Raw genomic sequence first — 26,005 nt, forward strand, 5'->3', positions numbered from 1 at the left:
ATAGTTTCTGTGCTTTAGATCTGATTATAAATCTATGTCCATTGTAAGGTTTGGACGAATAGATGAAAGTTTTTGTAATTTATCAATGAGCATTTCGTTTTCCTCATTTAAATAAGCACATTCCATCTCTTGTCCAGTTGTTTCATTTTCTTTATTCTCCGGCGGTCGTCGAATAATCGAGGCAATCCTTAATTGAGACGGTGTCATAGATGACGCACAAATAACTGCCTCTTCATTACCTGTGAAACCGGCATGGGCCACGCCTCTTAATCTACCTAATATGTAAATGTTCCCTGTTGCCTTAACAGTAGCCCCAGGATTAACATCTCCAATGAGTATAATATCACCTTTAACTTCCAACACTTGACCTGATCGGATGAATTTGACGATTCTCGTCATTTGATTATTTTGCTTCATTTCTTCTGCATCCGCTTTTGTCATCACTTCAGAATCAACTTCATCAATGATGACATTCATTTCCTTCGAGAAAGTATTTTCAAGTTCTTTGATTTGAATATCATCTAAATACCTTTTCCCAATGACCAATTTGACCTTCACAGGACCATGAACATTAGAGGTTGTATCAGGATGCTCTGAAAGCTTGTCTTGTAACTCATGAATCAATGCATCTAAAGAACATTGGTCATCTAATAACAATGTCAGACCATCTTTTGTACCCTTTATGATTACATGTTGTGCTTTCCTTTGTTTACTCGTCATAGAACTTCACACCTCACAATACTTTTCTTCTAAACTTTAGGTAACCTTCCATGTTACTAAACGACCGACACTATCACTTCTAACTATAATGCAATGGTGTAAACAGAGTTTCATTTAATTTCGTACTAGTTGAAATCTTGCATTTTTCGGTCAAAATACTGAAACCATCGACGCAAAGGAAAGGCAAGTATAGCTAAGATGATAAAGTTCATGATCATTGTTGGAAAAAATCTTTTAGAAAGGAATATCTCATGTGAGAGTTCAGTTTTTCCAAGAAGTGTCATCATCCCATACACATAATACTCAAGCAGCACAACACCTAAAGTTACCGAGAGGATTATTAATGATAGATTTTTTTTTACAATAGGAATAGAGTTACACAAAAGGTAAGCAAGTAAACCCATTCCAAATGTATAGACACCTAATACTTGTGAGTAAATAATATCATAGAAAACACCAAAAATAATCCCATAAAAAAGCCCGTATCCTCTACCACGATAAATTCCTGCTATCAATAGAAGCATAAACATCCACCGTGGGATCAACAGATAAGGAAATCCGTGAAAATCAGGTGCAAAAACTTGATAAACTGTTCCTTCTAAAATAAACAAGATAAACAGGGCAATGAACGTGGAATATCGAATGATCATGATTCATCGTCCCCTGAATCATCATTAATGTCATCATCGATTGTAGGAGCACTTCGTTCAATGACCATCACATAATCCAAATGGTAAAAATCAGCTGATGGTTCGACATATGCCGTTTGTGTTAAACCAAATTCATCATACTCATAATCAACTATTTCGCCGATCGTTAGATTTTTAGGGAAAACTCCACCAAGACCAGATGTTGATACCGTTTGACCATCTTCTAGTTCTGCTTCGATATCAATTTTAGTAAATTGTAAATAGCCAGTTTCATGGTCGATTCCTTCAATAAATCCGTAAACAGAGTCATCTCCGTCCACCATCGCTGAAATTCGATTCGTTACATCTTGATCACTTAATAATTGAATGGAAGAAGAAAATTGAGAAACCTGGTCAATTTTTCCTATTAATCCACCTGAAGTCATCACTGCCATGTTTTCTTCAATGCCATCTTGGGCCCCTTTATTTATCCCAACTTGTTCATTCCATCGATCTGGAGAACGATGGATTACAAGAGCTGATCTTACAGTGTAATCCATTAATTCAAAATCGTCTTGCAAATCTACTGCCCCTTCTAACTCATCATTTCGTCGACGTAAATCGTTCAATTCCACTTGAAGGGAAGCATATTCATCTAAATGGGATTTCAATATTTTGTTCTCTTCATATAGATTTCTCATATCACTAATGTTGTCAAAGAAACCCGCTACGAAATGAGCGGGTCTTGAAAAGGCTGACTGAACCGAACCAACTGTGTCAGTAACAAACTGCTCAGGCCATGAAAGAGCCCTGCGATCACTCATGGAATAACCAATTAACGCCACAAGTATAATCATACAAACGAGCAATACGATCAGTCGCTTGTTAGAAAAAAATGGAGACATATGCGACACCTACTTACCCTTTTCTATTTGACCGTACTGTAATTCCTGCTTTTGAGCGGAATAAATGAAGGTTTTCCAAAGCACGTCCTGTTCCAATAGCAACGCAATCCAATGGGTCTTCTGATACAAGTACAGGCATATTCGTTTCTTCACTTAACACTTTATCAAGGTTTCGAAGCAGTGCTCCACCACCAGTTAAAACAATTCCTCGATCCATAATATCAGCTGCAAGTTCAGGAGGAGATTGCTCTAATGTATCTTTCACTGCTTGCACGATTTGTGTCACAGTATCAGCTAAAGCACCTGTGATTTCCTCTGAATGGATCTCAATCGTCTTCGGTAAACCTGAAACAAGATCTCGACCTCGAATATCCATCACTTCTGTTGGGTCCGGATTTCCAGCACTTCCAATTTCAAACTTAATTGCTTCAGCTGTTCTTTCACCAATCATTAGGCTGTACGTTTTCTTTACATATTGAATAATCGCGTCATCCATTTCATCCCCAGCAACGCGAACGGATTCACTTGTTACAATTCCTCCTAGAGAAATAATGGCAACTTCTGTCGTTCCTCCACCAATATCTACGATCATACTACCCGTTGGTTCCCATACTGGTAAGTTTGCTCCAATGGCTGCTGCAAATGGCTCTTCAATCGTATAGGCCTCTTTTGCACCTGCTTGCTTTGTCGCATCTTCTACAGCTCTCTTTTCAACTGCCGTAATGCCCGAGGGCACACAAACCATGACGTTTGGCTTTCGTGTGAAAATAGACCGGTTACGTAATGCTTGTTGGATAAAATGTTTCATCATTGTTGCTGTTGTATCAAAATCTGCAATAACACCGTCTTTCATCGGGCGAATCGCAACGATATTACCAGGAGTACGACCAATCATATTTTTAGCGTCGTTACCTACAGCTTCAATCGTTCCTAAATCAGAACGGATTGCAACGACGGAAGGTTCTCGAAGAATAACCCCTTTTCCTTTCACGTAAACGAGTGTATTAGCTGTACCTAAATCAATTCCTAAATCTTTCGAAAAACCTGCAAACATCTATGTAATCTCCCTTCGCTCATTCAAACTTTTCATCTGTCTTATTGGTTAGGATACTATACCCTTTCTCCTGACAAACTCCATAAAGACAATTATACTCAATCTTTTCACATATGAGTAGCTTTTTCACAGATACTCATAAAAATCCTTATTTTATCCTAACACAACCGTGAAATCATGTACATATTGGAATTGTTGGAATTAACTACGAGCAAAGGTTATTTCATGACTTCGGTTTAACAATTCAATTTGCGTTATGAGATGCTGATAACTCTCAGCTATAAGAAAAGATTATACTATGTTTTCACAAAGAAATAGGATGCCGCTTCCTTGGCTTAGCTTTTACCCAAACAAGTGCGACATCCTTACCCGCTTCATTCCGTCCCTTCAATGTGTTTTGTTTGAAGCGAAGGTATCTTTCCTATTCAATAGAATTTTCATAAGTCTCTTTCTTTGATTATGAATTAGTCACGTCTTTTATACATACCCTTTTTCTTTCAATGAGCAAAATCGCTGATCACCGATAATGACATGATCAAGCATTTCAACACCTAACATTTTTCCAGATTCGGTCAACCGCTTTGTCACATCTATATCTTCTTGACTTGGCGCAGGGTCTCCTGAAGGATGGTTATGTAGACAAACAATCGAGGCGGCCGAGTATCGAAACGCTACTTTGAAAATTTCTCTAGGATGGCAAATAGAAGCATTCAAGCTTCCTATAAAAATCGTTTGTTTATGAATCACTTGGTTTTTGGTGTTTAAGTAAAGAACAACAAAATGTTCTTGATTGAGGTGACGCATCTCATCCATCATAAATTGAGACACATCTTCAGGGGAACGAATCACGTAGCGATCTTCAACGGGTTGTTGCTTAATTCTTTTGCCTAATTCAATCGCCGCTTGGAGTTGCACGGCTTTGGCTTCTCCGATTCCTCTAATATCCATTAACTCTTTAGTCGATGCTTCTTTAAGTAATTTCAATCCATCAAAATGCTGAATCACCCTTGCTGCGAGTTGGAGTACGGATTCTGACTTGGTTCCTGAACCAAGCAGTAAGGCAATTAACTCTTGATTTGATAATGCTTCCGGTCCTTCTCTTACTAATCGCTCTCGCGGGCGCTCACTTTTTGGAACATCTCTAATCATCATCGTCATACTCATACTAAAAAACCTCCTTTTTGATCCCTTTCGTTAAAATCAAAGGGAATCGCTATGAAATTGTTTTAAAGCACGAACAACCTTAGCAATAGGAAGCCCTACAACCGTAAAGTAATCTCCATTTATTTTTTCTACCAGCGTCGATCCAAGGCCTTGAATTCCATAACCTCCAGCTTTATCAAACGGTTCACCACTGTTGATATATGATGTGATCTCTTCAGAAGTTAGCGGGAAAAAGTGAACGTGCGTTTTTTCCACAAAGGTCATTTCCTTTTCTTGCGATAGGATCGTAACCCCTGTCAACACGTGATGATCTCTGCCAGAGAGTTGTTGAAGCATTTCATAGGCTTGATGCGCATCTGCCGGTTTTCCGAGAATCTTGTCATCGATCACGACGATGGTGTCTGCCGCAAGGATGAGTTTATCAGGATTTCGTGAAAAAACATCTGTCGCTTTCTGGTGGGCTAGTGATGCAACCGTTTCTTTTGGAGTGTATGATTCTGGTACAATTTCTTCAACATCACTAGGGATTATTGTAAACGAAAGTCCTGCTTGTTCAAGCAGTTGCTTTCTTCGAGGCGATTGAGAGGCTAATACAAAAGGTTTCATGCAAGTCCCATCCTTTGACTATGATTGTATTGGTAAATTATGAGGAAGAGACTAAGCTTATTTTACTAGAATCTTCCTCTTCATTCAAGTTCTTTTCAGACTATTCTTCTCCAAAAATGAGTTCTTTTGCTGCAATACCAGGGTTTGTCATTTCTTTCGGGTCAAGAATGCGGTCTAACTCTTCTTCAGACAATATCCCTCGTTCGATACAGATTTCCCGAACAGGCCGATTTGATGTAATCGCTTCCTTTGCAATTCTTGCAGCTACCTCATAGCCAACATGAGGATTAATTGCTGTAATAATTCCTACACTATTTTCAACTAACGATTTGCAATGGTCAATATTTGCTTCAATTCCTTCTACCGCAAAATCTCTAAACACATTGATTCCGTTTTGCAATATTGTAAAGGATTGTAAAAGATTAAACACTAGTACAGGTTCCATCACGTTTAACTCTAATTGTCCTGCTTCCGAAGCCAAACTAATTGTTTGATCATTGCCGATGACTTGGAAAGAAACTTGGTTAATGACTTCACACATTACTGGGTTTACTTTACCAGGCATAATCGAAGATCCTGCTTGTCTAGGTGGTAAATTAATTTCATTTATTCCTGTTCTAGGTCCAGAGCTCATTAGCCTTAAATCATTGGCGATTTTTGATAAATTGATTGCTAATATTTTCATGGCACTTGATAACTGCGTGTAAGCATCTGTGTTTTGTGTTGCATCCACTAAGTCTTCGGCACGATGAAACGGCATACCAGTCATTTCAGCCAAGTTTTTCGTTACTTGATCTATGTATTCTGGCATTGCATTTAACCCTGTGCCAACTGCGGTAGCTCCCATATTGACTTCATAAAGGTGATCAACGGACTGTTTGATGCGGCCTAAATCTCTAGATAACAATCGACGATAAGAACCAAATTCTTGTCCTAATCGAATAGGTACTGCATCTTGAAGATGCGTTCTCCCCATTTTTATCACATCGTCAAATTCGTCTTCCTTCTTTTTCATCGTCACTACTAAATCATTTAGCGCTTTAATTAATCCGTTCGATAAATAAAGGCAAGCGACATGAATTGCTGTTGGAAAAGCATCGTTGGTAGATTGTGCCATATTTACATGAGTCGTTGGACTCACCTTCATATACTCTCCTTTTTTGCCTCCCATAATCTCAATTGCACGATTAGCGATAACCTCGTTAGCATTCATATTAAAAGATGTTCCTGCTCCACCTTGGATGCTGTCTACAATAAACTCATCATTAAGTTTACCCTCAATCACATCATCAGATGCTTCCATGATTGCTTCTGCGATCCCTTTGTTTAATACGCCAACTTTGGCATTCGCCTTTGCTGCCGCCTTTTTCACATAACCAAACGCCTTAATTAATTCCCCGTGCGGAGGATAACCCGTAATCGGGAAATTTTCTTTTGCACGCATCGTTTGAATTCCGTAATAAGCTTGTGCTGGAATTTCTTTTTCTCCCATTAAATCACGTTCGATTCTAACCTGCGTAGATAGTTTTGTATCCATTCCTAACCCCTTTCTAGAATCATAAATCGATATTGATATCAACTATATATTATCACAGTTTAAGAGAGCTTAGAGTACCAGTTTCACAGTAGTTAAGTATTTTTTAAAGCTTGAATGAGATCTTTGTAAATGAGCATCCCATTCATTAACGATTCTTGTGTTTCTAACCCTATACCTGAGGAAGACGAATCCGATGAATATTCATCAATGATCTCTTTGTTCTCTTCTACCCATTCCTTTGATAAGCCCTCCACCTCTTCATTTGAAAAGGACAGTTCTTCGTAAGAATCTTCCCAAGCTTGTCCTATATCAATAAGGTTCTTCACTTGTTCATTAGAAGGAGATGTACCTCTAATATCGTTAATAGCCATAATAGATGTATATTCAATCCATTCCCTGCCTTTTGTTAAAAACGTATGAAAGTCTTCTTCCAACTCCAAGTTGTCTGTAGAAACAGCAAAAGATTTTACATATGTTTCTTGTCCTTCCTCTTCAATATAGTTCGCTAAGATGTCGGCCCCTTTCCGATCCATGGCCATTCCAGTAAATAAATAATGAATATCACCATCTTCTAGTAACGTTGCAGGTAACCCCTCACTTTTTAATAAACTTGCTACTTCGTTCCCTTTTTCAATCGTAGAAAAAGCACCTACTTGAACGAAGTGTAATTCAAGAGATGGTATCGTCAATCTAGTATTTTCTTCTGTATCTATATCTGTCGCAACATCCACTATACTAGGTCCATCAGAGAACCCTGCTTGATTTTGACTTGACGTTGCTTCTTGACCGGTAAATAAAGATAGTAACATCATCCCGAATGCTCCCCCTACAAGAATCGCTGCTACACAAGATAAGAACACCTTATTTTTAAAAAACTGTAACGAAAACTTATCCAATGAAGGCTTTTTCTTTTTCCGATTTGATGGAGGTAATTTGGGACTGTGTTCCCTTATCCCATCGTCCCAAAAAGGTGCTCGAGTTTCTTCCATCGCACGTCGACGCTTGTTAAAGTCGACAATTTTTTGTTTATCATTATTTAACGGTTCCTCATCCTCTTTAAACGCCTGGCTTGCTGCAATTTCGTCTGTTTTCAATCCTCTTTCTACTTTTTGATATTTTCCATCTATTCGAACGAGGACATCATTCTCTTTTTTCACAATACGCCGCTCCTTTCTTTTCTGTTTAAGGTAGTGTAGACGACGATGTTCTGATACGAGTGTTCATAGAAGATCTGGCACGGAAAATCACAAACAAACGCCAAAACATAAGCGGAGTAAAATAAACAGTACCTATATGGTAAGTCTATTAACTAACAGAAAATGATAGAACTGATTCCCTATAAAAATCTTTCATATCCATACAAATAAAAATCCGCACTCACTAAGAGTGCGGATTTAAACGTTATGGTTGTCGAAAAATAGGGCTGTCTTTCTTCTCAGGGCTAACAAATGGTCGTGAAAATTCATAGTCGCTAAACGTTTCTAGTAAGTCTTCTATATAGTACGTACTTACATTCACGTCAAACGTCAACTCTTCCATTTCTTCCTCTGATTCTTGCATGATCACTGATGATTCAGCTGGTGCTGCAAATGTTAATCCATATATTTCTGTGAATCTGTCTAACTGTTCTATTTCATAAAGAAATTGAAATAATTGATCATATGAATCTGCATTTACTGTTAGACTTGCCGTTACTTGGTTCACCTCTTCGCCGTCAGCTAGTACAAGTGACCGCTCTTCGAACTCCCCCTCATCATTTCCTTCATCCCTTATTACCTCAACTTCAGATTCGTCCTCGTTTTCAACGACAATCTCTTCCTCATCTATGCTAATTTCTTCTCTCTCATCATCTAAATCTTCTTCGGCAAAACTCGTACTTTGAAGAAATCCTTTAGAAAATGTATAGCGGTTTATTTCCGTATCAGAAACGAGCTCCGCTTTTTCTAAATCTAACATCCAATGATCGATCCAAGGTTGAACAGGAACCTTGCGGAGTAATGATTGAATTTCATGCTCTTCATATATTTTCGCCACTTCGTCCGTACTTTGCATTGATGACAATATTTCTTCTTCCAAAGCTAACTCACTTCTTGTATTAGAAACATCCTGCTGCAATGGCTGCAATACAAAAAAGATATAACTAAGAAGACCAATGAATAACAATGACAAAAAAACGATCATTGCCGTTTGAATTTTTTTAAATTCGACATTCATTATTGTCCCCCCTCTTCTATTTCGTCATCAGAAAAGAGATTACGATTTTCTTCCTGTTCATTATCACTTAAATCACCATCGTCGCTTTCTTGTTCTGGATCATCCAGTTCCTCTTCTACTAAGTTTGATCGTTCTTGTTCCAAGTCATCCCAACGTTCCACACTCGAGAATATCGGCATATAAATAGAAATTGTATAAGACGCATTGTATCTAGGCAAAACCGATTGATTTTGTTCGTCTTCGTTTAAGATTAACTCTTCTGTCGTCACGTCATTAATCATTGCTTCCTCAACTATGAAGTGATCATTTAAAGCATGCAAGTAACTTGCAGCTTCTCTTTGCGTTTCAAACTGCACGTCTAGGTTCACCGTTCCTGGTTCTTGAAATTCAAACCGTGTGAAAAAACCACGTTCCGGAAGTTTTTTTACCAATAAGTCTAATAAACGTGTCGTTGATCTACGCTGAGATTCTAATACATCAACCGTTTTTTCTAATCGCTGTTCTTCAGAAGCAGAACTTTGCTCTTGCCCTCTCTCGGCTTCTTGTAAAAGAAGAATTGTCTCTATATCCGCGTCTAACTGACGTTCCTCTCGTTCTAGATTTTGCTGATATACAAAGGCCATGGTAAATCCAATCAAAAGCATGATCAAAAGACTAATGACTATGTAAAAAAACAGACGTTTTTTTTCTGGTTTTTTTGGAAGTAAATTTATTTCTACATTCATGGATTACACCTCTTTAAGACAAAGGCTAAGTGGGAGGATAAAACGATGCGGCACATCCATGTTCACCTTTGATAAAATATCTAGTGATTTTTCAGTTTCTACCAAAACTCCAAGGGAATCTTCTAACCATTTTTGCATGAGCATTAATTTTGGATGATCTCCTGTTAAGAAGATTTTCGTTACTTCTTTTTCTCCCTTGTTCATCGTATATTTATAAAAATCAATCACTCTCTCCACTTCTATGAGAGAATCTTGCAGTTCTCCTTCCACCTTTTCGTCTTGTTTACAAACCCATTCTACGAGATTATCATGCTGAGTGAGCTCCCAATCTTCTCTACTGAAGTATTGCGTAATGTTTCGCATAAAAACAGGCTTATGCTCATGAAATATACTGATATTAATCGAACTAAGATCCCACTCTAGTTGCATCACCTGCTCATTCATATCATCCAGATGATCTTGCATATATAATCTATATAGCGAAAGTGGGGCCACATCTGCAACGACAGGCGTCATTTTTTCTTCTTCAAAACGAGCAACATAGTCTTGGATCACTTTTTCTGGAACAGCAAATAAAAGAATTTGTTGCTTTTCATCTTCCAGTTCATCGTCTAATAAGTGAAAATCAAAGTAAACCTCTTCAAACGGAACATGAATGGTTGAGCCAATTTCAAAGTTTATGTATCCCCGAATTTCTTCTTTTGATAAATCTTTAGGAACATCTAGTTGGCGAAAGAATATCGTAGAGTCTGGCACTAAAAACTTCATATCTTTTCTTTTTAACTTCCACTCTGTCACACAATCAGATAAAAACATCTCGAAACTCTCTGAATCTATGATTTTACCTTTTTCCAAAATCCCTTCTGGTATGACTCTTTCATAATAGTGAATGATCGAATCAATCGACGCATGTTTCGTTACAACACAGCGAAAGATATGATCCTTTATTTGAAAACTAACGTGTTCTTTTTTTCCAACTTTTATGATAGACCCCATATAACCCCTCCAAACATAAATACGTTGATATACCAGTCAAACATCGCTTCATGGTAAAAATAACTGAGTATTGCTCCGATCGCTAAAAATGGTCCAAATGGAATCGGGTTTTTCCGCTTCGCTTTTTTCATCACTACTGCTGCTATTCCAAAAACAGCTCCGATAAATGAAGAAAGAAAAATCGTTAAAATTGTCCCTTGAAAACCTAACACGAAACCGATCACACCCATGAGTTTAATATCTCCTCCACCCATGCCACCTTTGGAAACGATTGCTAGTGCTAGAAATAATATAAACCCAAACCCAGCGCCAACCAAACTATCCCACCAAGGGGTCAAAGGTTCGATAAACCTTAAGATCACTAATAGAACAAGAAAAAACAACAAAATTTTATCTGGAATTAACATTGTCTCTAGATCAGACACAGTAATGATCACTAATAAAGAGAGAAACACTAACGCTACGAGCAATTCTTTTGACCATCCCACCATCAGTGGTGATATCGTGAAAAGACATGCCGTCGCTAGTTCAAACAAAGGGTATTTTGGAGAGACAGACTTCCTACAATGTCGGCAGCGTCCTTTTAGAAAAAGATAGGAAAGGACGGGAAACAATTCTTTCCACGTCAACGTCTGCCCGCAATTCGTACAATGGGAACGCGGTTTCACAATCGACATCCCTTTTGCCACGCGAAGACCGACGACATTATAAAAGGAGCCGAGCACTGCCCCTACTAGAAACAAGTATACATGAAGGAATAGTTCCATGAATAGACGCCCTTTCCGGATATTTGGAAGATTGATAGATATTGGTAAGTAATTATCTCTTAATGTAATTAAATCCCTCCTCAGTGGGAGGGATTTATATCTGTTTTGGTATTTTAAATAGTTATATTAACTTATTAATTAATTGGAAGAGCATCTCTGCTCAAATCACTGGAAAGTGCATTTGTAATTTCATACTCATCATCACCTGTAGACAAACTAACTCTAAAATCATCTCCATCTTTATCAACTTGTCCAGATTCATAATCCCCACCCCACGGGCTTTCAAGTGGCTCGATGTAGTTTTCTTCCACTAAGTCATCAAGTGTAATACTATCAAAGTCTGATTCTCCGGCAGCTGCTAATCTAGCTGAGCTTATCATTTGTTGTGCATTTCCGATATGTGCATCTTTTCGTGAATTATCAATCAGTCCACCTACACTCGGCACAGCAATAGCTGCAATAATTCCTAGAATGACTACAACGACCAATAACTCAATGAGGGTGAGACCTTTTTGATTCTTTAACATTTTCTTAAACATGTAAATCCTCTCCTTATCGCGGTTTATTTTTTGGCTACTACTCCGATAGATCAAAACATTTCCATGATGTCTGTCATTAAAGATTCGTCTTGATAAACATCGAGAGAGCCTATATTTGTTGGCCGGTTGCACTACTCGCTCTTGCTGACCTAAGTGCCCAAGTAAAGATCAACATTCATCGCTCCATTGAAACCTGTTTTATATTTCTGAATAAATTTGAAACATTGGCACGATTATCGAAATAACGATCGTACCAACGATAACGGCAAGCAAAACGATCATTATTGGTTCAATCAACGACTTCAGTTTGTCTGTGGCGTATTCTACTTCTTTTTCATAAAATTGAGCCACTTTCGTCAACATTTCATCTAGGGAACCAGTTTCTTCACCAATCGAAATCATCTGCACGACAAGCGGTGGATATACCCAATGTTTTTTCATCGGTTCCGTCAGACGTTGCCCACTTTCCAATGCTTCTCGTGATTTTTTTAATGATCGAGCGATAACTTCATTTTGAACAATTTTTTCGACCATTTGTAACGACTGTAAAATCGGAACAGAACTAGAAAAAAGGGAACTTAGTGTTCGTGTCATTCTAGCCAAAGCAGCTTTTTGTAGTAGTGGTCCAAAGATCGGCATCTTAAGTAAGGCATAATCTACATAGTACTTCGTGTCAGGCTTTTGCATCACACCCCAAATGATCAGAGCTACCAATACGAATATAAGTACTATGAGCCACCATAAGTTCGCTACAACATTACTTGCGCCTAGAACAAACAGCGTAATAGCCGGCAATTCTCCTCCTACATCAGAGAGCATCGACGCAAATGTTGGGACGACAGATGACAGTAAAAAAATAACAACTGCAATAGCGACTAAACCGACGATCATCGGATAAGCCATCGCTGCTTTTACTTTTTGTCTTGTTTCATGCTGTTTCTCAAATTGAAGAGCTAATTGATCCAACGTCTCATCTAATGATCCACTTGCTTCCCCTGCGCGAACCATATGGATAAATATCATTGGGAAAACTTTTCGGTGTTGAGCAGCCGCTTCTGAAAAAGGTCTTCCTTCCACTAGCTCCTCTTCCACTTGTTCAAGGGCACGACCAAGTGCTTTACTAGACGTTTGTTTTGCTAAAATAGCCGTTGCATCTCTTAGGGACACTCCAGAGTTTAACAGCGTAGAAAATTGTCGTAAAAATAAGACAAAATCTTGTAACCTTACAGGATTACCGAAAGTAATTTCTTTGTTAAAAAACGTCGATTCCATTTGATCCACTGATGCTAGCGCTACACCTTGAGACCTGAGCTTTTCGATGACATGTTTTTTCGTTTGTCCGGTTATCGTGCCTTCTTTTTTCAAGCCATTTTTGAGCTTTCCTTTATATTTATATTGAGGCATTAGGCATTCCTCTCTTGCAAATAAGGATATACTTCTTCATGACTTACTTCTTTACGATTCAATAGTTCTTGAATCGACATCGCTAATGTATTCATGCCTTCTTTTCGACTCGTTTGCATCACATTATGAATTTGATGAACCTTTTCGTTACGGATCATATTTGCAATCGCCGGGTTATTAATCAGAATTTCTGTCGCTGCTCTTCTACCTTGCCGATTCACTGTAGGAAACAACCGCTGCGATACGATCGCTGTCAGTACGCTAGCAAGTTGGATTCGAATTTGCGCTTGCTGACCTGGTGGAAAAACGTCAATAATTCGATCAATTGTGGCAGGTGCGTTTGATGTATGCAACGTTGCAAATACTAAATGCCCCGTTTCCGCTGCCGTTATTGCTGTTGCAATCGTTTCAAGATCTCTCATTTCTCCTACTAAAATAACGTCAGGATCTTGACGAAGGGACGCTCTCAATCCATTTGCAAAGGATTTTGTGTCACTGCCCACTTCCCGTTGGTCAATGATGCTATTCCTGTGTTTATGCAAGTATTCAATCGGATCTTCCAACGTAATAATATGCTTTTTTTGCGTCTCATTAATATGTTTTAACATAGATGCTAGAGTCGTAGACTTCCCACTTCCTGTCGGTCCAGTAACTAATACGAGTCCTTGTTTTCGTTCCGCTATCTTTGAGAGAATTTGTGGCATCCTTAACTCTTCGAGAGAAGGGATGCTTGTAGAAAGGACTCGGATCGCCATGCTAATGTGTGACCGTTGATGGTAAGCGTTAATCCGAAAGCGCGATACTTGTGGAATACCGTAAGAAAAATCTACTTCCCCCTTTTCGCGAAGGATTTGTAAATAGTTAGCAGGCAAGATAGACTCTGCCATCGCTGTCATCACATCAGGGGAAATCGTTTCGGTATCCATTTTGACTAACTCTCCGTTAATGCGAAACATCGGCGGCATACCAATCGTTAAGTGAAGATCAGATGCTTGAATGGTCACTGCTTTTTTTAATAAATGGGTGATTTTTTCTTCCATCTCATTTCACCTACTTTTCTGTCGCTACTCTTAGCACTTCTTCTGTTGTCGTCCATCCATCGATGACTTTTTGCAACCCATCATCGACGAGAAATGTCATGCCATTTTCTAGTACGTAATCCCGTATGTCTTGACTTGATTTTTCATTCATTATCATCGATTTTATTTCATCATCCATCACGAGCATTTCATGAATAGCTAATCGTCCTCGATATCCAGTCATATTGCATGTCGGACATCCTTCTCCATAGTGAACTTCCGAAACATTTAAACCTCTACGTGAAAAGATGCGGTCTTCTCTAATCGATACGTCTCGAGATGTTTTGCAGTCTCGACAAATCCGTCGGACTAAACGTTGCGACACGATTCCTGACAAAGAAGAAGCCAACAAAAATGGCTCAATTTTCATATCCATAAGTCGATTAATTGTACTAATCGCATCGTTTGTATGGATTGTGCTTAATACGAGGTGACCCGTTAAGGAAGCTCTAACAGCGATTTCGGCCGTTTCAGAATCACGGATTTCGCCAACCATGATGACGTCTGGATCTTGTCGCAAAATGGCTCTTAGTCCGTTGGCAAATGACATGCCCACTTTGTTATTAACTTGAATTTGATTAATCCCTTCCAGTTGATATTCAACTGGATCTTCTACCGTAATAATGTTGACTCTTTCACTATTCAGCCGATTAAGTCCAGCATATAATGTGGATGACTTCCCCGAACCCGTTGGTCCAGTTATCAAAATGATTCCATTCGGCTTGGCTAAAAGACTTTTGAATTTTTCCAAGTGCTGATTACTAAATCCTAGTTTTTCCATATCATTTAAGGAGTTTCCTAAATCTAGAATTCTCATCACAACTTTTTCCCCATATACCGTCGGCAATGTGGAAATACGCAAATCGACCGGGTGAAAGTCTACATTAACCTTAATACGACCATCTTGTGGCACTCGTGCTTCTGTTATATCAAGATTAGCCATGATCTTCACTCGCGCAATCAACATGTTTTGCATATGTTTTGGTAAGCTTCTCTCGGGTCTTAAAACACCATCGATTCGGTACCTAATTATGACTTTATTTTCTTGTGGATCAATATGTATATCACTTGCTCTTTCCTGAACCGCTCTTAATAAAAGTTGGTTAACTAGTTTAACCATTGGTGATTCTTCTTCACTAGCAACGTTTATTTCTGTTGAATTTGATTGAAATTCTTCCTCATCTATCATTTCTTCCAATGATTCATCTAAATCGTAATATTTGTGAATCGTTCGAACGATATCATCTTTTGTTGCAATGGCTACTTCCACTTGAAATCCAGAAGATAAGCGTATGTCATCAATTGTAAAATAGTCCATAGGATCAGCCATGGCAATGTATAACTTATCTCCTTCACGTTTTAACGGCATAACAAAATTTCTGATTGCCACTTCTTTTGCGATCATGCTAGTGACTTTAGGGTCAATCGGGTATCGATACAAACTCACATGAGGAATACCTAGTTGGAATTCCAACACTTCGATTAACTGTTGTTCCGTTATATATCCTTGTTGTAATAAGGAGTCTCCTAATTTTTGTTTGTCAGTTTTATGTTTCAGCGCATCAGACAGCTGATCCGAAGTAATTAAACCTGTATCAACGAGAAGGTCTCCTAAACGTTTTCGTGACTTTTTCATCGTTTCACCACCTATGATTTTCAAGCTTAGAATAAAGACAATTGTTCTCTATTTTGAATATTAATAGGTCATTAAGCACATATATCATGAATCAAGTCCTAGGTTATCTATATCTATTATAATGTATTAATGATTATTTTACAGTGAAATTTGGAAATTTCAACATATATTCATTCCATAAACTTCATATTTATATGCCAAAAAGCTCATGAATGACCATCTTAACATGACAAGCAATGTCTTTTTCTGTCAAATATAGATGATGATTAAGGGATTATAAACCTATATTTTTTTGACTAAAAAAGGTGACCCTGATGGTCACCTTAATAAAATTAGAATTAATTTTTAATCAAATGTCCGTCTTCATCGTATTTTGGAAAAACAGGAACGCGACCTTCCTCATCACCTGGAGTGAAGTCATCTTCTCTATTACTTTCCCACTCCTCTTGATTCGATCCTGGGCTTCCTAGAGATCCTCTTTGATCAGCATCAGGAACTGCACTACCATCTCCTTGATCACCCCCACCTTGAAAGAAATCTCCTTCTAAACCAGAGTTTCCTCCAGGAAAGTTATCTCTATCCGAAGCAGGCTGCTCATCGTTATATGATTCACCATCTTGAGGGGGAGCACCTCCACGGTCACCTTCTTCATTATTATCATCAAACTCGTTGAAAAATTCGTCCTCACTTTGGTCAAATGGATCTTCGTCTTCTTCGATTAAATCTACTTTGCTTCTTTTCTCCATTCGATGTTCAGGTGGATAGTAATCTTTCGCTATTTGTTCCGTTCTCATTTCATCAGTAAGTGGATAAACGATCGTTCGTATTAACTCATAGCTCAATCCATTTTTTCCAGAATCGACGGTTTGTGTCTGTCCTTCTCGAAGGTCATTCGAATATTGAACAATTGTTCTAGGACTAATCGTTTCTTGATTAACGACATCAACGTTGATTAAATAAGGAAATTCTTCCCCAATGAAATCAACAGACAATTGATTATTTGTCCACTCAAACTCAAGTTTGTAATCTATTGGGTTAGGATTCTCAAATACTAAATCATCCTGTTCTGGATTCATTTTTACGTCAAAACCTACATTTATTTCTTCTCTAAGAGCGTCATTTTGAACTCTTTCTATGAGATGAAAGTTACTCGGAAGAACAGCTTCATAAATTGCTGAAGCTAGTTTAGACAAAGACTCATCATCCAATGGACTGATTGCTGCACTTTCCATTGACTCCATGAACGAAAATTGACTATCTGCCTCTAGCGTGATAGTTGGTAAATCTTGCATCCACTCTTCAACTAAGGAAGAATCTATTGCTCTAGAAGCCGTCATTAGCGTCTTTTCAACATCTACTTGATCTTCAAAAACATAATCATGGACATTAATCACCACATCACTATTCGGCAACGACGATAATTCCTCTTCGATATCATTTAATAGTCCTTCGAGATGAACAACATTGGGTACATCTGAATAATATTCAAAATTCTCTAGAACGTTTAATAATTGTTGTTCCGAACCTAATACAACTAAACTATCATTCTGTTCCTCTGATATCATCAATTCTTCTATTGATTCATCTACAAGGAAATTAAAACTATCTAAAGAGTATTCTTGCTTTTCATCAAACCAACGAAGTTCTAACGTATGATTAGCTTTCCATTGATCCACCTCTTCTTTTAATTGTAGAGACGCTTCTTCTTGATTCAATTCACTAATATCCATATTAGATATGACAGTTTCTGATTCAAACCGCTCTTCTTCAAACCATGTTGAATAAACAAGTTCACCGGAATATGTAAACAAGGTTAAGAAAAAGATGCTTCCTACCATAATTATTAAAGAAGATACAAACCATTGCCATTTATACATATATGTATTCCTTCTTTCAGCTGGATAATTAAGCGAGTTCATCCGTTTCTAATTTCAATGAATCTGCTCGTTGAGAAAGGAGAAAAGCCGTCACCATAATAAGAAAGAAAATAACGACACCTACGATACTCCAGTGGATAAATTCCAATAAAAATAACCCTAATATAAAGTAAAAAGACGACATGATAATATGAATGAACGTTCCTAGTTTAGTAAAAACGGACGGTAATACTAATAAAATAGGAATAAGAATGACCATTCCTATAAGCGCAATTATCATTTGTGTCATTAGCAACCAGGTCCTTTCTACCACTAATTAGAAAAATATTCTTACTTTCATTAAACCATTGTAAGAAGTAGGAAGCAATAAATAATCTAAACATAATAAAATATCATTCCTAAAAAGCAACACGGAGGATGAATTCCGTGTTGCTTTGCGAAAAAATAGTCCATAAGAATAATAAATATTAAATCAACTGTGCTACCTTGTTTCTTCCTTTTTGCTTTGCTCCGGTGTACATGGCTCGATCAGCATTTCTCAATACAGATATAGGTGATTCATCTTCTTCTAATTTCATCGCAACACCGATACTCGCCGTAATTTGAACTATTTTCTTTTCTCCATTATTCAAATCATTATTAACAACAAACTCTTGTTTTTCAATAGCATATCTTAATTTTTCTGCCATTTCATATGCTTCGCTCATTGTGGTTTCTCTGAGTAACACTACAAATTCCTCTCCACCGTAACGAGCAGTTACTCCTGTAGATCCTACATTATCATTTAAAACAGCGGCTACTTGAATAAGGACGTCATTTCCACTTTGATGACCATATGTATCATTAATTTTTTTAAAGTGGTCTAAATCAAGCAAAATGATCGCAAATTTATCATAACGAGTGGGTGGATCAAAGTCTTCCAATAATATATTCTCAAAATATTTAAAGTTATACAAGTTCGTTAAGGCACACCGCTCACTTTTTTCTTTTGTTTTTTCCAAGTACCTCGCATTTTGTAAAGCAACTGTTAAATAGTTTGTCATGATTTCCAATAATATTTGGTGACTTTTTTCAAACGCATATTTTCGTTCAGAAGTGATTGTTACGACAGCCATAACTTTGTTATTTCGAATGTATGGAGCAGAAATAATGGAATGAACATTATCATAAATTTTATCAACATCAAGATGTCTCCATTGTTTTTGTGAATGATAAACTACAGATTCCTTATTTTTGAGAACAAAGTTACTAATACCGTCTCCCTGATAAACCTTCCAATCGGTCACTCCGGATTCATCGAAAGTATAGATAGGTTTCAGTGACTCTTCTCCTGTTCGTTCAAAGAGATAAAACCCACGGGCTGGAAAAACATCTTTACACTTATGAACAAATAATTCTATTATCTCATCTACATTTAAACGGTCGTTCACTTCATAACCAAATTTACTGGCTAGTTTTAATAACCCCGTTGTTTTTTTCGCATCATTATTAAGTCTTAAGATGAGAGAAACGGCAATGATTGGAATCCCGGCAAGTAAAATAGATGTATACCCTACTTCTTCGACTAAAACAGCTAGAGATAATCCAAGTGGTAATACTACGATTCCCATCACAAGTTGCCACATTAACGCCTCATCAAAATAGTTAATATTTCTTATTTTTAAAACCAACGCTCTTAATATATATATCAAACCACTATTTAATATGATAAATGTACAGAAATAGATTAATATTGGTAGCCATAAGTCAAAAAGTCGATCAATAGTGACGTCCCCAACTTGTCCACCAAATACAAAAAACATTGCTCCAGCGCCAAACGAAGTTAAAAGGAAAATAAGTGAGTTTAATGGGAACCGATAACTCTCCTGTTTTGATAGCTTTAAGCTTGAGAGTGTTGCTGCAATCGCTACTTGACTCAATACAGCTTCTATTAATAAACCAAAATGCAAAAAAATTGCAAGAGAAATACCGTGTAATGGAATCAATGACGTTTGTTTGATTTGAATAGGAAATAACGACGCAACAACAATTAAAATCATAAATGAAATGATCGTTGGCCATGACGTTTCCCAAATCAAATATGTACGTTCAAAAATAAAATAAAGAATAGGTGGAAATGTCACAATCCACAGAACCCAGGTCAGCTGTTTTTGTCCATCAGACAATTCCTCACATCCTTTAATTATTCTTAGTTCATTCGACTCACATTGAGAAAGTCGCTATCTATGTCAGAAAACAAATATGTATGATTAAAGAATAGCCTACATCCAACTATTGGTCTATTATTCGGAATTTTCCAACTGATGGCTCATTTATAGTACCATAATTTAATTATTCTGTTAAGTCTGATGCATCAATTGACATATTATTTTCGAAACGGTGTAATGACCAATGAACCAGTTCTTTATAATCTATTTCAACATTCTTAATGATCACCATTTTACCATTATATTAAATATGAACGACATTCTCCTATGAAATAATGGGAACCAGTAATAATTAATACATTATTTTGATTTGCTAGTTCTCGCCAACTTTGAATCCATTTTGGTACATCTTTCACCCATTTTTTGTTCAGCTCATTTTTAGGTAACATTTCTTCATAATCACGAATTGTCATCGCTCTCGGTGAAGAAAAACTAGCAAGATAAAGAGAAGCATCTACAGATGAGAGTTTCTCGACCATTTTTTGAATAGGTTTGTCTTTCATTGCCGCAAATAATAGTGTCACATCAGAATTCACATACGTGTTCTCGATTAGTTTGCACACTGTGTCTATCGCCTCTACGTTGTGTGCCGTATCAAGAATGATTGTTGGGTTATTAGCGATTCGTTCCCACCGACCTGGAACAAATGCTTGGCGTAACCCATGAACTTTGTGACCTTCAGAGACAGGTAAAATATCTATTATCCCTTCAACAATAGCAAGAGCTAAAGAAGCGTTAATAGTCTGGTGATCACCTACTAACTGCATTGTATAAGATGTAGCTTCTTCATCCGCTTTTTTATATGTAAAAATTTGATTGTCGGAAAATTGCATCGTCTCAATCTTTATTTCATCGAATACAGAAAATACTGTAGTCTCATTTTCTTTTGCCGTTTGCTTCATTATTTCCAATGCTTCCCCTTTACAAGCGGTGAAATGAGGCACCCCTTTTTTGATGACTCCCGCTTTTTCTTTTGCTATTTCTCGTAATGTTTCTCCGAGAAATTGTTGGTGATCCAATCCAACATTTGAAACGGCAGTTGCTATCGGAAAAGGAAGTATATTTGTTGCATCCAATCTCCCACCCATTCCTGCTTCTATTAAAACAACATCAACAGGACGAACATATGCAAAATAATAATAAGTAATTGCAACCATGCACTCGAACTCACTAATCTTTTCATCTCTTCTTTTTTCAACCCCTTTAACTAATGGTTCTACCTTTTGGCAAACCATAACAAAATCTTCAGTTACTATCGGGTTTTCATTCCTTGTAATCTGGTCTTTTTCTGCTCCAAAAACGGGCGTATTAAATGCACCAACCTCATACCCTGCTTCTCTATAGATAGATGATATAAATGCACACGTCGAACCCTTCCCATTTGTTCCTGCAACATGAATTGCCTTTATTTTTTCCTCAGGATGATCAAGAGCTTCCATTAACGCTTCTATTCTATCTAACGAATAAACAATTCCAGCATCACGCTTGGACTGAATAAAGTTTCTTGCTTGTCGTTCATTTGTAATCATAACTATTCTCCTTTACTGATTTCTGTTGATTTTCAACAGGAAACGTGACATGATTCAAGTAGAATCTATGCGAATATTATGCTTTATTAGAGCTATTTTCCCTTTGAAAGGACGTAAAACCTTGACTAATCATACTGGCTGGATTATATACAATGGTCATTTAATGACAACGAAATTTACCGATTACGTACAATGGTTTAGAGAAGTTGCAGAGCAACATGGCATCGCTATGGAAGTAAAAACAAATGATCAGCTCATTGTGACTAATGATCCTACAACTCCTATTTTTGACGTGGTTGAAAAAGGACCAGCCCAACTTCCTGATTTTATTCATTTTGCTGATAAAGATCTACATTTAGCCCGTCAGTTAAATAGACGAGGCGTTCCTATATTCAATGCGCCAGATGCGATTGCCATTTGTGATAACAAATCACTGATGCATGAACACCTTTTCGATCACAACATCCCAACGCCTAAAACGATGCTTGCTCCAATGATATACTCTGGCATGCCGCTTAAAAACGAGCAATACATTAATGCTATCATAAGTGAACTTGGACTCCCTCTCATTATAAAGGAAGCTTATGGTTCGTTTGGACAACAAGTATATTGGGTGAATACAAAAGAAGAATTACTTGATACAGCTAAAAAATTAGTAGGTGTCGACCACTTATATCAACGACCTGTCATGACAAGTATTGGCGTCGACCTTCGTTTAAACGTCATTGGCGGTGAAGTCGTCGCTGCCATGAAGCGAACTTCAGCCACAGATTTTCGTGCCAACGTTACAGCGGGTGGTACGACAGAGATATACCACCCTTCCGCTGAAGAAAAGCGAATTGCAATGATGGCTACAAAAGCCGTCGGAGCTGATTTTGCAGGGGTTGACTTATTAGTCGGAAAAGAAGGTCCGATTGTTTGTGAAGTGAACTCGAACCCTCACATTCGAAGTATTTATGAATGTACAGGTATTGATGTCGCTGTACCTATGATCGATTTTATCATTAAAAAGGTTTCCCATATTCCAGACAGGAGGGGCGTATGACTTCACTATCCGGATGGTTAGTTTACCGTAAAACGGACATCATTCGTAACCAATCATTTATTGACATGTTAAAAAAATCAGCAATTTCTAAAAACATCACATTAGAAGTCGTCCCATACGAACATATCTATTTTGGTGTATCTTCTCACGAACCGGCATTCCCCTTCCGTGATGCTCCTGATTTTATCATCAATCGATCTGTATCTCCATGGCTGAATGAAGTTGCAGAGTTAAGAGGGATACGCTGCTTTAACCGGGCGTATGTATCTCGAGTTGCCAATGATAAAAGACTAGCGCATGCCGTCTTATCAAATATGGACATTCCTATGTTACAAAGTACGGCTGTTCATCGCAACCAGTTTGTTTCATCTAGTATGGTTTTTCATTCTCCGTTTATTTTAAAAGACCCTCTTGGACGAGGTGGAACGGGCATTGAATTAATTGACCCGTCCAAAGATATCAAAAATATTGCTGCTACTCTTCCAGAAGAACTTTTGCACCAACCAGTTGGAGGTCAAAAAGGCAAAGATTTACGAATTTATATTATTGGTAATAAAATCGTCGGTGCTGTCCTCCGCGAGTCAGCAACTGATTTTAGAGCTAATCTCTCTGCTGGAGGAAATTCTAGCTTCTACGAACTCGGGGAAAAAGAAGTTACAACGATTAAAAAAATAACAAACGCAATGCAAATGGACTTTGTAGGACTTGATTTTCTCATTGCAGAAGACGGTTCTCTTCTATTCAATGAAATGGAAGATGCTGTTGGTTGTCGAAGTTTATACATGAACAGTTCCATTAATATTGCTGAGCTTTTTATTGATTACATCGGTAAAGAGATGTCTCTATAAGAAATATAATTCAAAAAGAAAAAATTAATCTCTCCTTGCTCAAACTAAGCAGGAGAGATTTTTCACTTCTCTAATATAGCTTTTCATTAAATGCATAAATTACCGCTTGAGTACGATCATGAACTTCTAGCTTACTTAATATATTGCTAACATGTACTTTCACCGTTTTTAACGCAATGAAAAGCTCTGAAGCAATTTCTTGGTTAGTTTTTCCTTCTGTCATCAAACGTAGCACTTCTATTTCTCGTTCTGTTAATTGTTCATGTAATGCGGGAGTTTTACCACTTCGCATCTTCGACATGATCTTCCCTGTTACTTCTGGCTCTAGAATCGATTGCCCATTATATGTAGCTCGAATTGCTTTTGCTATTTCACTTGCTTTGGATGTTTTCAACATGTAGCTTGTTGCCCCTGCCTCTAAAGCTGGATACACTTTCTCATCATCTAAAAAACTCGTCACGATGATCACTTTCGCCTCTGGCCATTTTTCTACGATTCGGCGTGTCGCTTCAATGCCATCCATTCTTTTCATAACCAAATCCATCAAGATGATATCTGGCTTTAGTTCAAGAGCTAAGTCTACAGCATCTGTTCCGTCATCTGCTTCTGCGATCACATCAATATCTGGTTGAGCAGATAAATAGGCAGAAACACCAATTCGAACCATTTCATGATCATCTGCAAATAACACACTAATCACGTTGTTCTCCCCCTTTCCTTATATCAGGTACTTTCACTTCTAGTTGAGTCCCTTCCCCTTTTACGCTCACTACTTTAAGCGTTCCACCTACTTCCACAGCTCGTTCATGCATATTCGTTAGCCCGTATGAACCGTGACTTTGAACTTCTTGCACGTCAAATCCTTCTCCATCATCCAAAATCCGCATGATGACATTCTGATCGCGCTCTATTAAGATCACTTGAAGTTGCGTGGCTTTTGCATGACGAAGTGTATTCGAAATTGATTCTTGTAGAATACGAAAAAGGTGATCTTCAACTCCTTTATCAAGCTGTAAATCTTCCATTTTTGTTTCGATCGTTAACGGGACTTTTTGCTTTAATTCGGCAAGAAGTTCATTTATTCCTTCTGTAAGAGATTTTCCTTTTAATGCGACTGGTCTAAGGTGTAGTAATAACGCTCTCATTTCCAACTGTGACTGGTCAATCATCTTTTCAACCATAAAAAGCTGCTTCTTCATCGTTGGATCATCTGGTGGATTCATTTCATTAATCGTTGCCATCATCATAGATGCTGCAAATAACTGTTGACTAACGGAATCATGCAATTCACGAGCAAGACGATTACGCTCTTGAACAACAACTTCTTGTAAACTAGTTTCTCTTTCCGTTGCTCGTTCCGTAGCTAGCTTCTGTGATAATTCCGTCTGTTTCGACATTTTTTCCTCGATGTCGTTCAGCTGAAGTTGAATTTGTGTTAGCTCTGTAACAGATTCATCTAAATGTGCGGATCGCTTTTGACCTTTCAACAAATCGTCTAGTTGTTTGCTAAGCACTTTTAGTTTTTTACGCCAATAGGAACCGTGAAACATACCAAACAATAGTCCAGCCGATCCAATTAAAGCAAATACGAAATAAATATATGATACGTCATAAATCGTTTGTTGCCGTAAAAGAGACCAATTATCTAGTGGAAAAGTAGAAAATGTCAACCAAAGAAGAAAAAAGGCAAATAGAAAAAAGAACAATACGGCCAGGACCATTTGTCGAACGATTGTACTCATATTCTTTTCACCTCTATGTCTCCGGAAAAAATAGAGGTGACGATTTTCACTCTTGGTTTTCCTTGTTGAAAGTTTTCTGTACGGTATACGACAGACTGATTCATGAGCTTCATTTCATGTTGTTGAAAAATCGATAGTCGTCCAAACACGGAGCTGTGGTGAACCGATACTTCCACTTCATATGGAACATATATGATAATATTTCCTATAAAATGCCGGATCGAAATAACCGCTTCTTCTGGAATAACTGTGTTACTTAAATCTATGACTCGATCACCGAAAGCCCCGTGTATGTTCACGTCTCGCCATTGATAGGGCACATCTTCTGTTTCTAAGTCACCGAAAAAGCGATGTTGAAATAGTGGCTTTATCTCCGTTAATGTTTCTACTTGTTCGTTTGTATTTAAACCTGACTCTGTAAATCGTGGTTTGATGTAATCCGGCTCTTTTCGTGAGCGTCTGTATTGAAGAAAAAATAAAACTATAAGAGCAATAAATAAAAATCGGACGGCGACCATGCTCAATACATTTAATGCAAGGCTAACCGCACCGACCCAAAACAATACTTTCCCAACAACCGATTCGTAGTTTTTCCAACCTAAATACATTAGAAAACCTAAAAATAAAGCCGTGAAAATAATGCCCCCGCCAGAAAACATTAATTCAAACAAAAGGATCACCATCGTGATCATTAAAATCAAATTAAAAGTGCGTGTTGGAATTCTTTTAAACATCACGATAGCCTCCTTTATATGTCGATTACTCCGAGTTAATAAATGTAA

25 protein-coding genes and 1 riboswitch are annotated in these 26,005 nt (G+C 37.7%); of the genes, 2 read left to right on the top strand and 23 right to left on the bottom strand.

The window, feature by feature from the left end; genetic code table 11:
* Positions 1-24 precede the first annotated feature (24 nt).
* The 20 genes from minC to QDN89_RS08965 form a co-directional block, all read right to left on the bottom strand.
* Entirely contained in the window at positions 25-720 is a 696-nt protein-coding gene (gene minC / locus QDN89_RS08870; RefSeq protein WP_280769771.1) for a septum site-determining protein MinC, read from the bottom strand.
* Positions 721-845: 125 nt separating this feature from the next.
* Positions 846-1,370, bottom strand: coding sequence for a rod shape-determining protein MreD (gene mreD, locus QDN89_RS08875; RefSeq protein WP_280769772.1), 525 nt, complete (start codon positions 1,368-1,370; stop codon positions 846-848).
* Positions 1,367-2,254, bottom strand: coding sequence for a rod shape-determining protein MreC (mreC, locus tag QDN89_RS08880; RefSeq protein ID WP_280769773.1), 888 nt, complete (start codon positions 2,252-2,254; stop codon positions 1,367-1,369). The genes mreD and mreC overlap by 4 nt, the downstream gene beginning before the upstream one ends.
* 13 nt (positions 2,255-2,267) lie before the next feature.
* Positions 2,268-3,308 (bottom strand): rod shape-determining protein, encoded by a 1,041-nt coding sequence (locus QDN89_RS08885; protein WP_280769774.1) that lies wholly within the window; start codon positions 3,306-3,308, stop codon positions 2,268-2,270.
* Positions 3,309-3,785: 477 nt separating this feature from the next.
* On the bottom strand, positions 3,786-4,466 hold the full coding sequence (radC, locus tag QDN89_RS08890) for a RadC family protein (protein WP_280770101.1): 681 nt from the start codon (positions 4,464-4,466) through the stop codon (positions 3,786-3,788).
* A 42-nt stretch (positions 4,467-4,508) separates the two neighbouring features.
* On the bottom strand, positions 4,509-5,078 hold the full coding sequence (locus QDN89_RS08895) for a Maf family protein (protein ID WP_280769775.1): 570 nt from the start codon (positions 5,076-5,078) through the stop codon (positions 4,509-4,511).
* 100 nt (positions 5,079-5,178) lie between these two features.
* Positions 5,179-6,615, bottom strand: a complete 1,437-nt coding sequence (gene aspA, locus QDN89_RS08900) for an aspartate ammonia-lyase (RefSeq protein WP_280769776.1) — start codon at positions 6,613-6,615, stop codon at positions 5,179-5,181.
* A 92-nt stretch (positions 6,616-6,707) separates the two neighbouring features.
* Positions 6,708-7,772, bottom strand: coding sequence for an SPOR domain-containing protein (locus QDN89_RS08905; RefSeq protein ID WP_280769777.1), 1,065 nt, complete (start codon positions 7,770-7,772; stop codon positions 6,708-6,710).
* Positions 7,773-8,016: 244 nt separating this feature from the next.
* Complete coding sequence (locus tag QDN89_RS08910; RefSeq protein ID WP_280769778.1) at positions 8,017-8,829, bottom strand: hypothetical protein; 813 nt, start codon at positions 8,827-8,829, stop codon at positions 8,017-8,019.
* Positions 8,829-9,554: a PilN domain-containing protein gene (locus QDN89_RS08915; protein WP_280769779.1), complete on the bottom strand. Its 726-nt coding sequence runs from the start codon at positions 9,552-9,554 to the stop codon at positions 8,829-8,831. Before QDN89_RS08915 ends, QDN89_RS08910 begins: the two co-directional genes overlap by 1 nt.
* Positions 9,555-9,557: 3 nt before the next feature.
* Complete coding sequence (gene pilM, locus QDN89_RS08920; RefSeq protein WP_280769780.1) at positions 9,558-10,550, bottom strand: type IV pilus biogenesis protein PilM; 993 nt, start codon at positions 10,548-10,550, stop codon at positions 9,558-9,560.
* Positions 10,535-11,317: a prepilin peptidase gene (locus QDN89_RS08925; RefSeq protein ID WP_280769781.1), complete on the bottom strand. Its 783-nt coding sequence runs from the start codon at positions 11,315-11,317 to the stop codon at positions 10,535-10,537. The genes pilM and QDN89_RS08925 overlap by 16 nt, the downstream gene beginning before the upstream one ends.
* Positions 11,318-11,451: 134 nt before the next feature.
* Positions 11,452-11,856 carry a competence type IV pilus major pilin ComGC gene (locus QDN89_RS08930; protein WP_280769782.1) on the bottom strand — a complete coding sequence of 135 codons (405 nt, stop codon included), beginning with the start codon at positions 11,854-11,856 and terminating at the stop codon, positions 11,452-11,454.
* A gap of 111 nt (positions 11,857-11,967) precedes the next feature.
* Positions 11,968-12,050, bottom strand: a riboswitch (cyclic di-GMP riboswitch).
* 4 nt (positions 12,051-12,054) lie between these two features.
* Positions 12,055-13,260 (bottom strand): type II secretion system F family protein, encoded by a 1,206-nt coding sequence (locus QDN89_RS08935; protein WP_280769783.1) that lies wholly within the window; start codon positions 13,258-13,260, stop codon positions 12,055-12,057.
* The gene (locus QDN89_RS08940) at positions 13,260-14,300 is read right to left on the bottom strand and encodes a type IV pilus twitching motility protein PilT (protein ID WP_280769784.1); all 1,041 of its coding nucleotides are present in this window, start codon (positions 14,298-14,300) and stop codon (positions 13,260-13,262) included. The genes QDN89_RS08935 and QDN89_RS08940 overlap by 1 nt, the downstream gene beginning before the upstream one ends.
* A gap of 10 nt (positions 14,301-14,310) precedes the next feature.
* Entirely contained in the window at positions 14,311-15,975 is a 1,665-nt protein-coding gene (locus QDN89_RS08945; protein ID WP_280769785.1) for a GspE/PulE family protein, read from the bottom strand.
* Positions 15,976-16,313: 338 nt separating this feature from the next.
* Entirely contained in the window at positions 16,314-17,852 is a 1,539-nt protein-coding gene (locus tag QDN89_RS08950) for a VanW family protein (RefSeq protein ID WP_280769786.1), read from the bottom strand.
* Positions 17,853-17,880: 28 nt separating this feature from the next.
* Positions 17,881-18,141, bottom strand: coding sequence for a hypothetical protein (locus QDN89_RS08955; RefSeq protein ID WP_280769787.1), 261 nt, complete (start codon positions 18,139-18,141; stop codon positions 17,881-17,883).
* 178 nt (positions 18,142-18,319) lie between these two features.
* On the bottom strand, positions 18,320-20,017 hold the full coding sequence (locus tag QDN89_RS08960) for a sensor domain-containing diguanylate cyclase (protein WP_280769788.1): 1,698 nt from the start codon (positions 20,015-20,017) through the stop codon (positions 18,320-18,322).
* A gap of 281 nt (positions 20,018-20,298) precedes the next feature.
* Entirely contained in the window at positions 20,299-21,588 is a 1,290-nt protein-coding gene (locus QDN89_RS08965; protein WP_280769789.1) for a bifunctional folylpolyglutamate synthase/dihydrofolate synthase, read from the bottom strand.
* A gap of 121 nt (positions 21,589-21,709) precedes the next feature.
* Here QDN89_RS08965 and QDN89_RS08970 point away from each other — a divergent pair, with 121 nt between their 5' ends.
* Both QDN89_RS08970 and QDN89_RS08975 read left to right on the top strand, forming a co-directional pair.
* Complete coding sequence (locus tag QDN89_RS08970) at positions 21,710-22,633, top strand: ATP-grasp domain-containing protein (RefSeq protein ID WP_280769790.1); 924 nt, start codon at positions 21,710-21,712, stop codon at positions 22,631-22,633.
* The gene (locus tag QDN89_RS08975) at positions 22,630-23,481 is read left to right on the top strand and encodes an ATP-grasp domain-containing protein (RefSeq protein WP_280769791.1); all 852 of its coding nucleotides are present in this window, start codon (positions 22,630-22,632) and stop codon (positions 23,479-23,481) included. The genes QDN89_RS08970 and QDN89_RS08975 overlap by 4 nt, the downstream gene beginning before the upstream one ends.
* A gap of 70 nt (positions 23,482-23,551) precedes the next feature.
* Here QDN89_RS08975 and QDN89_RS08980 read toward each other — a convergent pair whose 3' ends face one another.
* The 3 genes from QDN89_RS08980 to liaF are packed head-to-tail and all read right to left on the bottom strand — an operon-like array spanning position 23,552 to position 25,957.
* Entirely contained in the window at positions 23,552-24,181 is a 630-nt protein-coding gene (locus QDN89_RS08980) for a response regulator transcription factor (RefSeq protein ID WP_280769792.1), read from the bottom strand.
* Positions 24,174-25,223, bottom strand: a complete 1,050-nt coding sequence (locus QDN89_RS08985; protein WP_280769793.1) for a sensor histidine kinase — start codon at positions 25,221-25,223, stop codon at positions 24,174-24,176. The genes QDN89_RS08980 and QDN89_RS08985 overlap by 8 nt, the downstream gene beginning before the upstream one ends.
* Entirely contained in the window at positions 25,220-25,957 is a 738-nt protein-coding gene (gene liaF, locus QDN89_RS08990; RefSeq protein ID WP_280769794.1) for a cell wall-active antibiotics response protein LiaF, read from the bottom strand. Before liaF ends, QDN89_RS08985 begins: the two co-directional genes overlap by 4 nt.
* Positions 25,958-26,005: the final 48 nt, after the last annotated feature.

This window comes from Salipaludibacillus daqingensis, from assembly GCF_029891575.1.
Classification (GTDB): Bacteria; Bacillota; Bacilli; order Bacillales; family Salisediminibacteriaceae; genus Salipaludibacillus; species Salipaludibacillus daqingensis.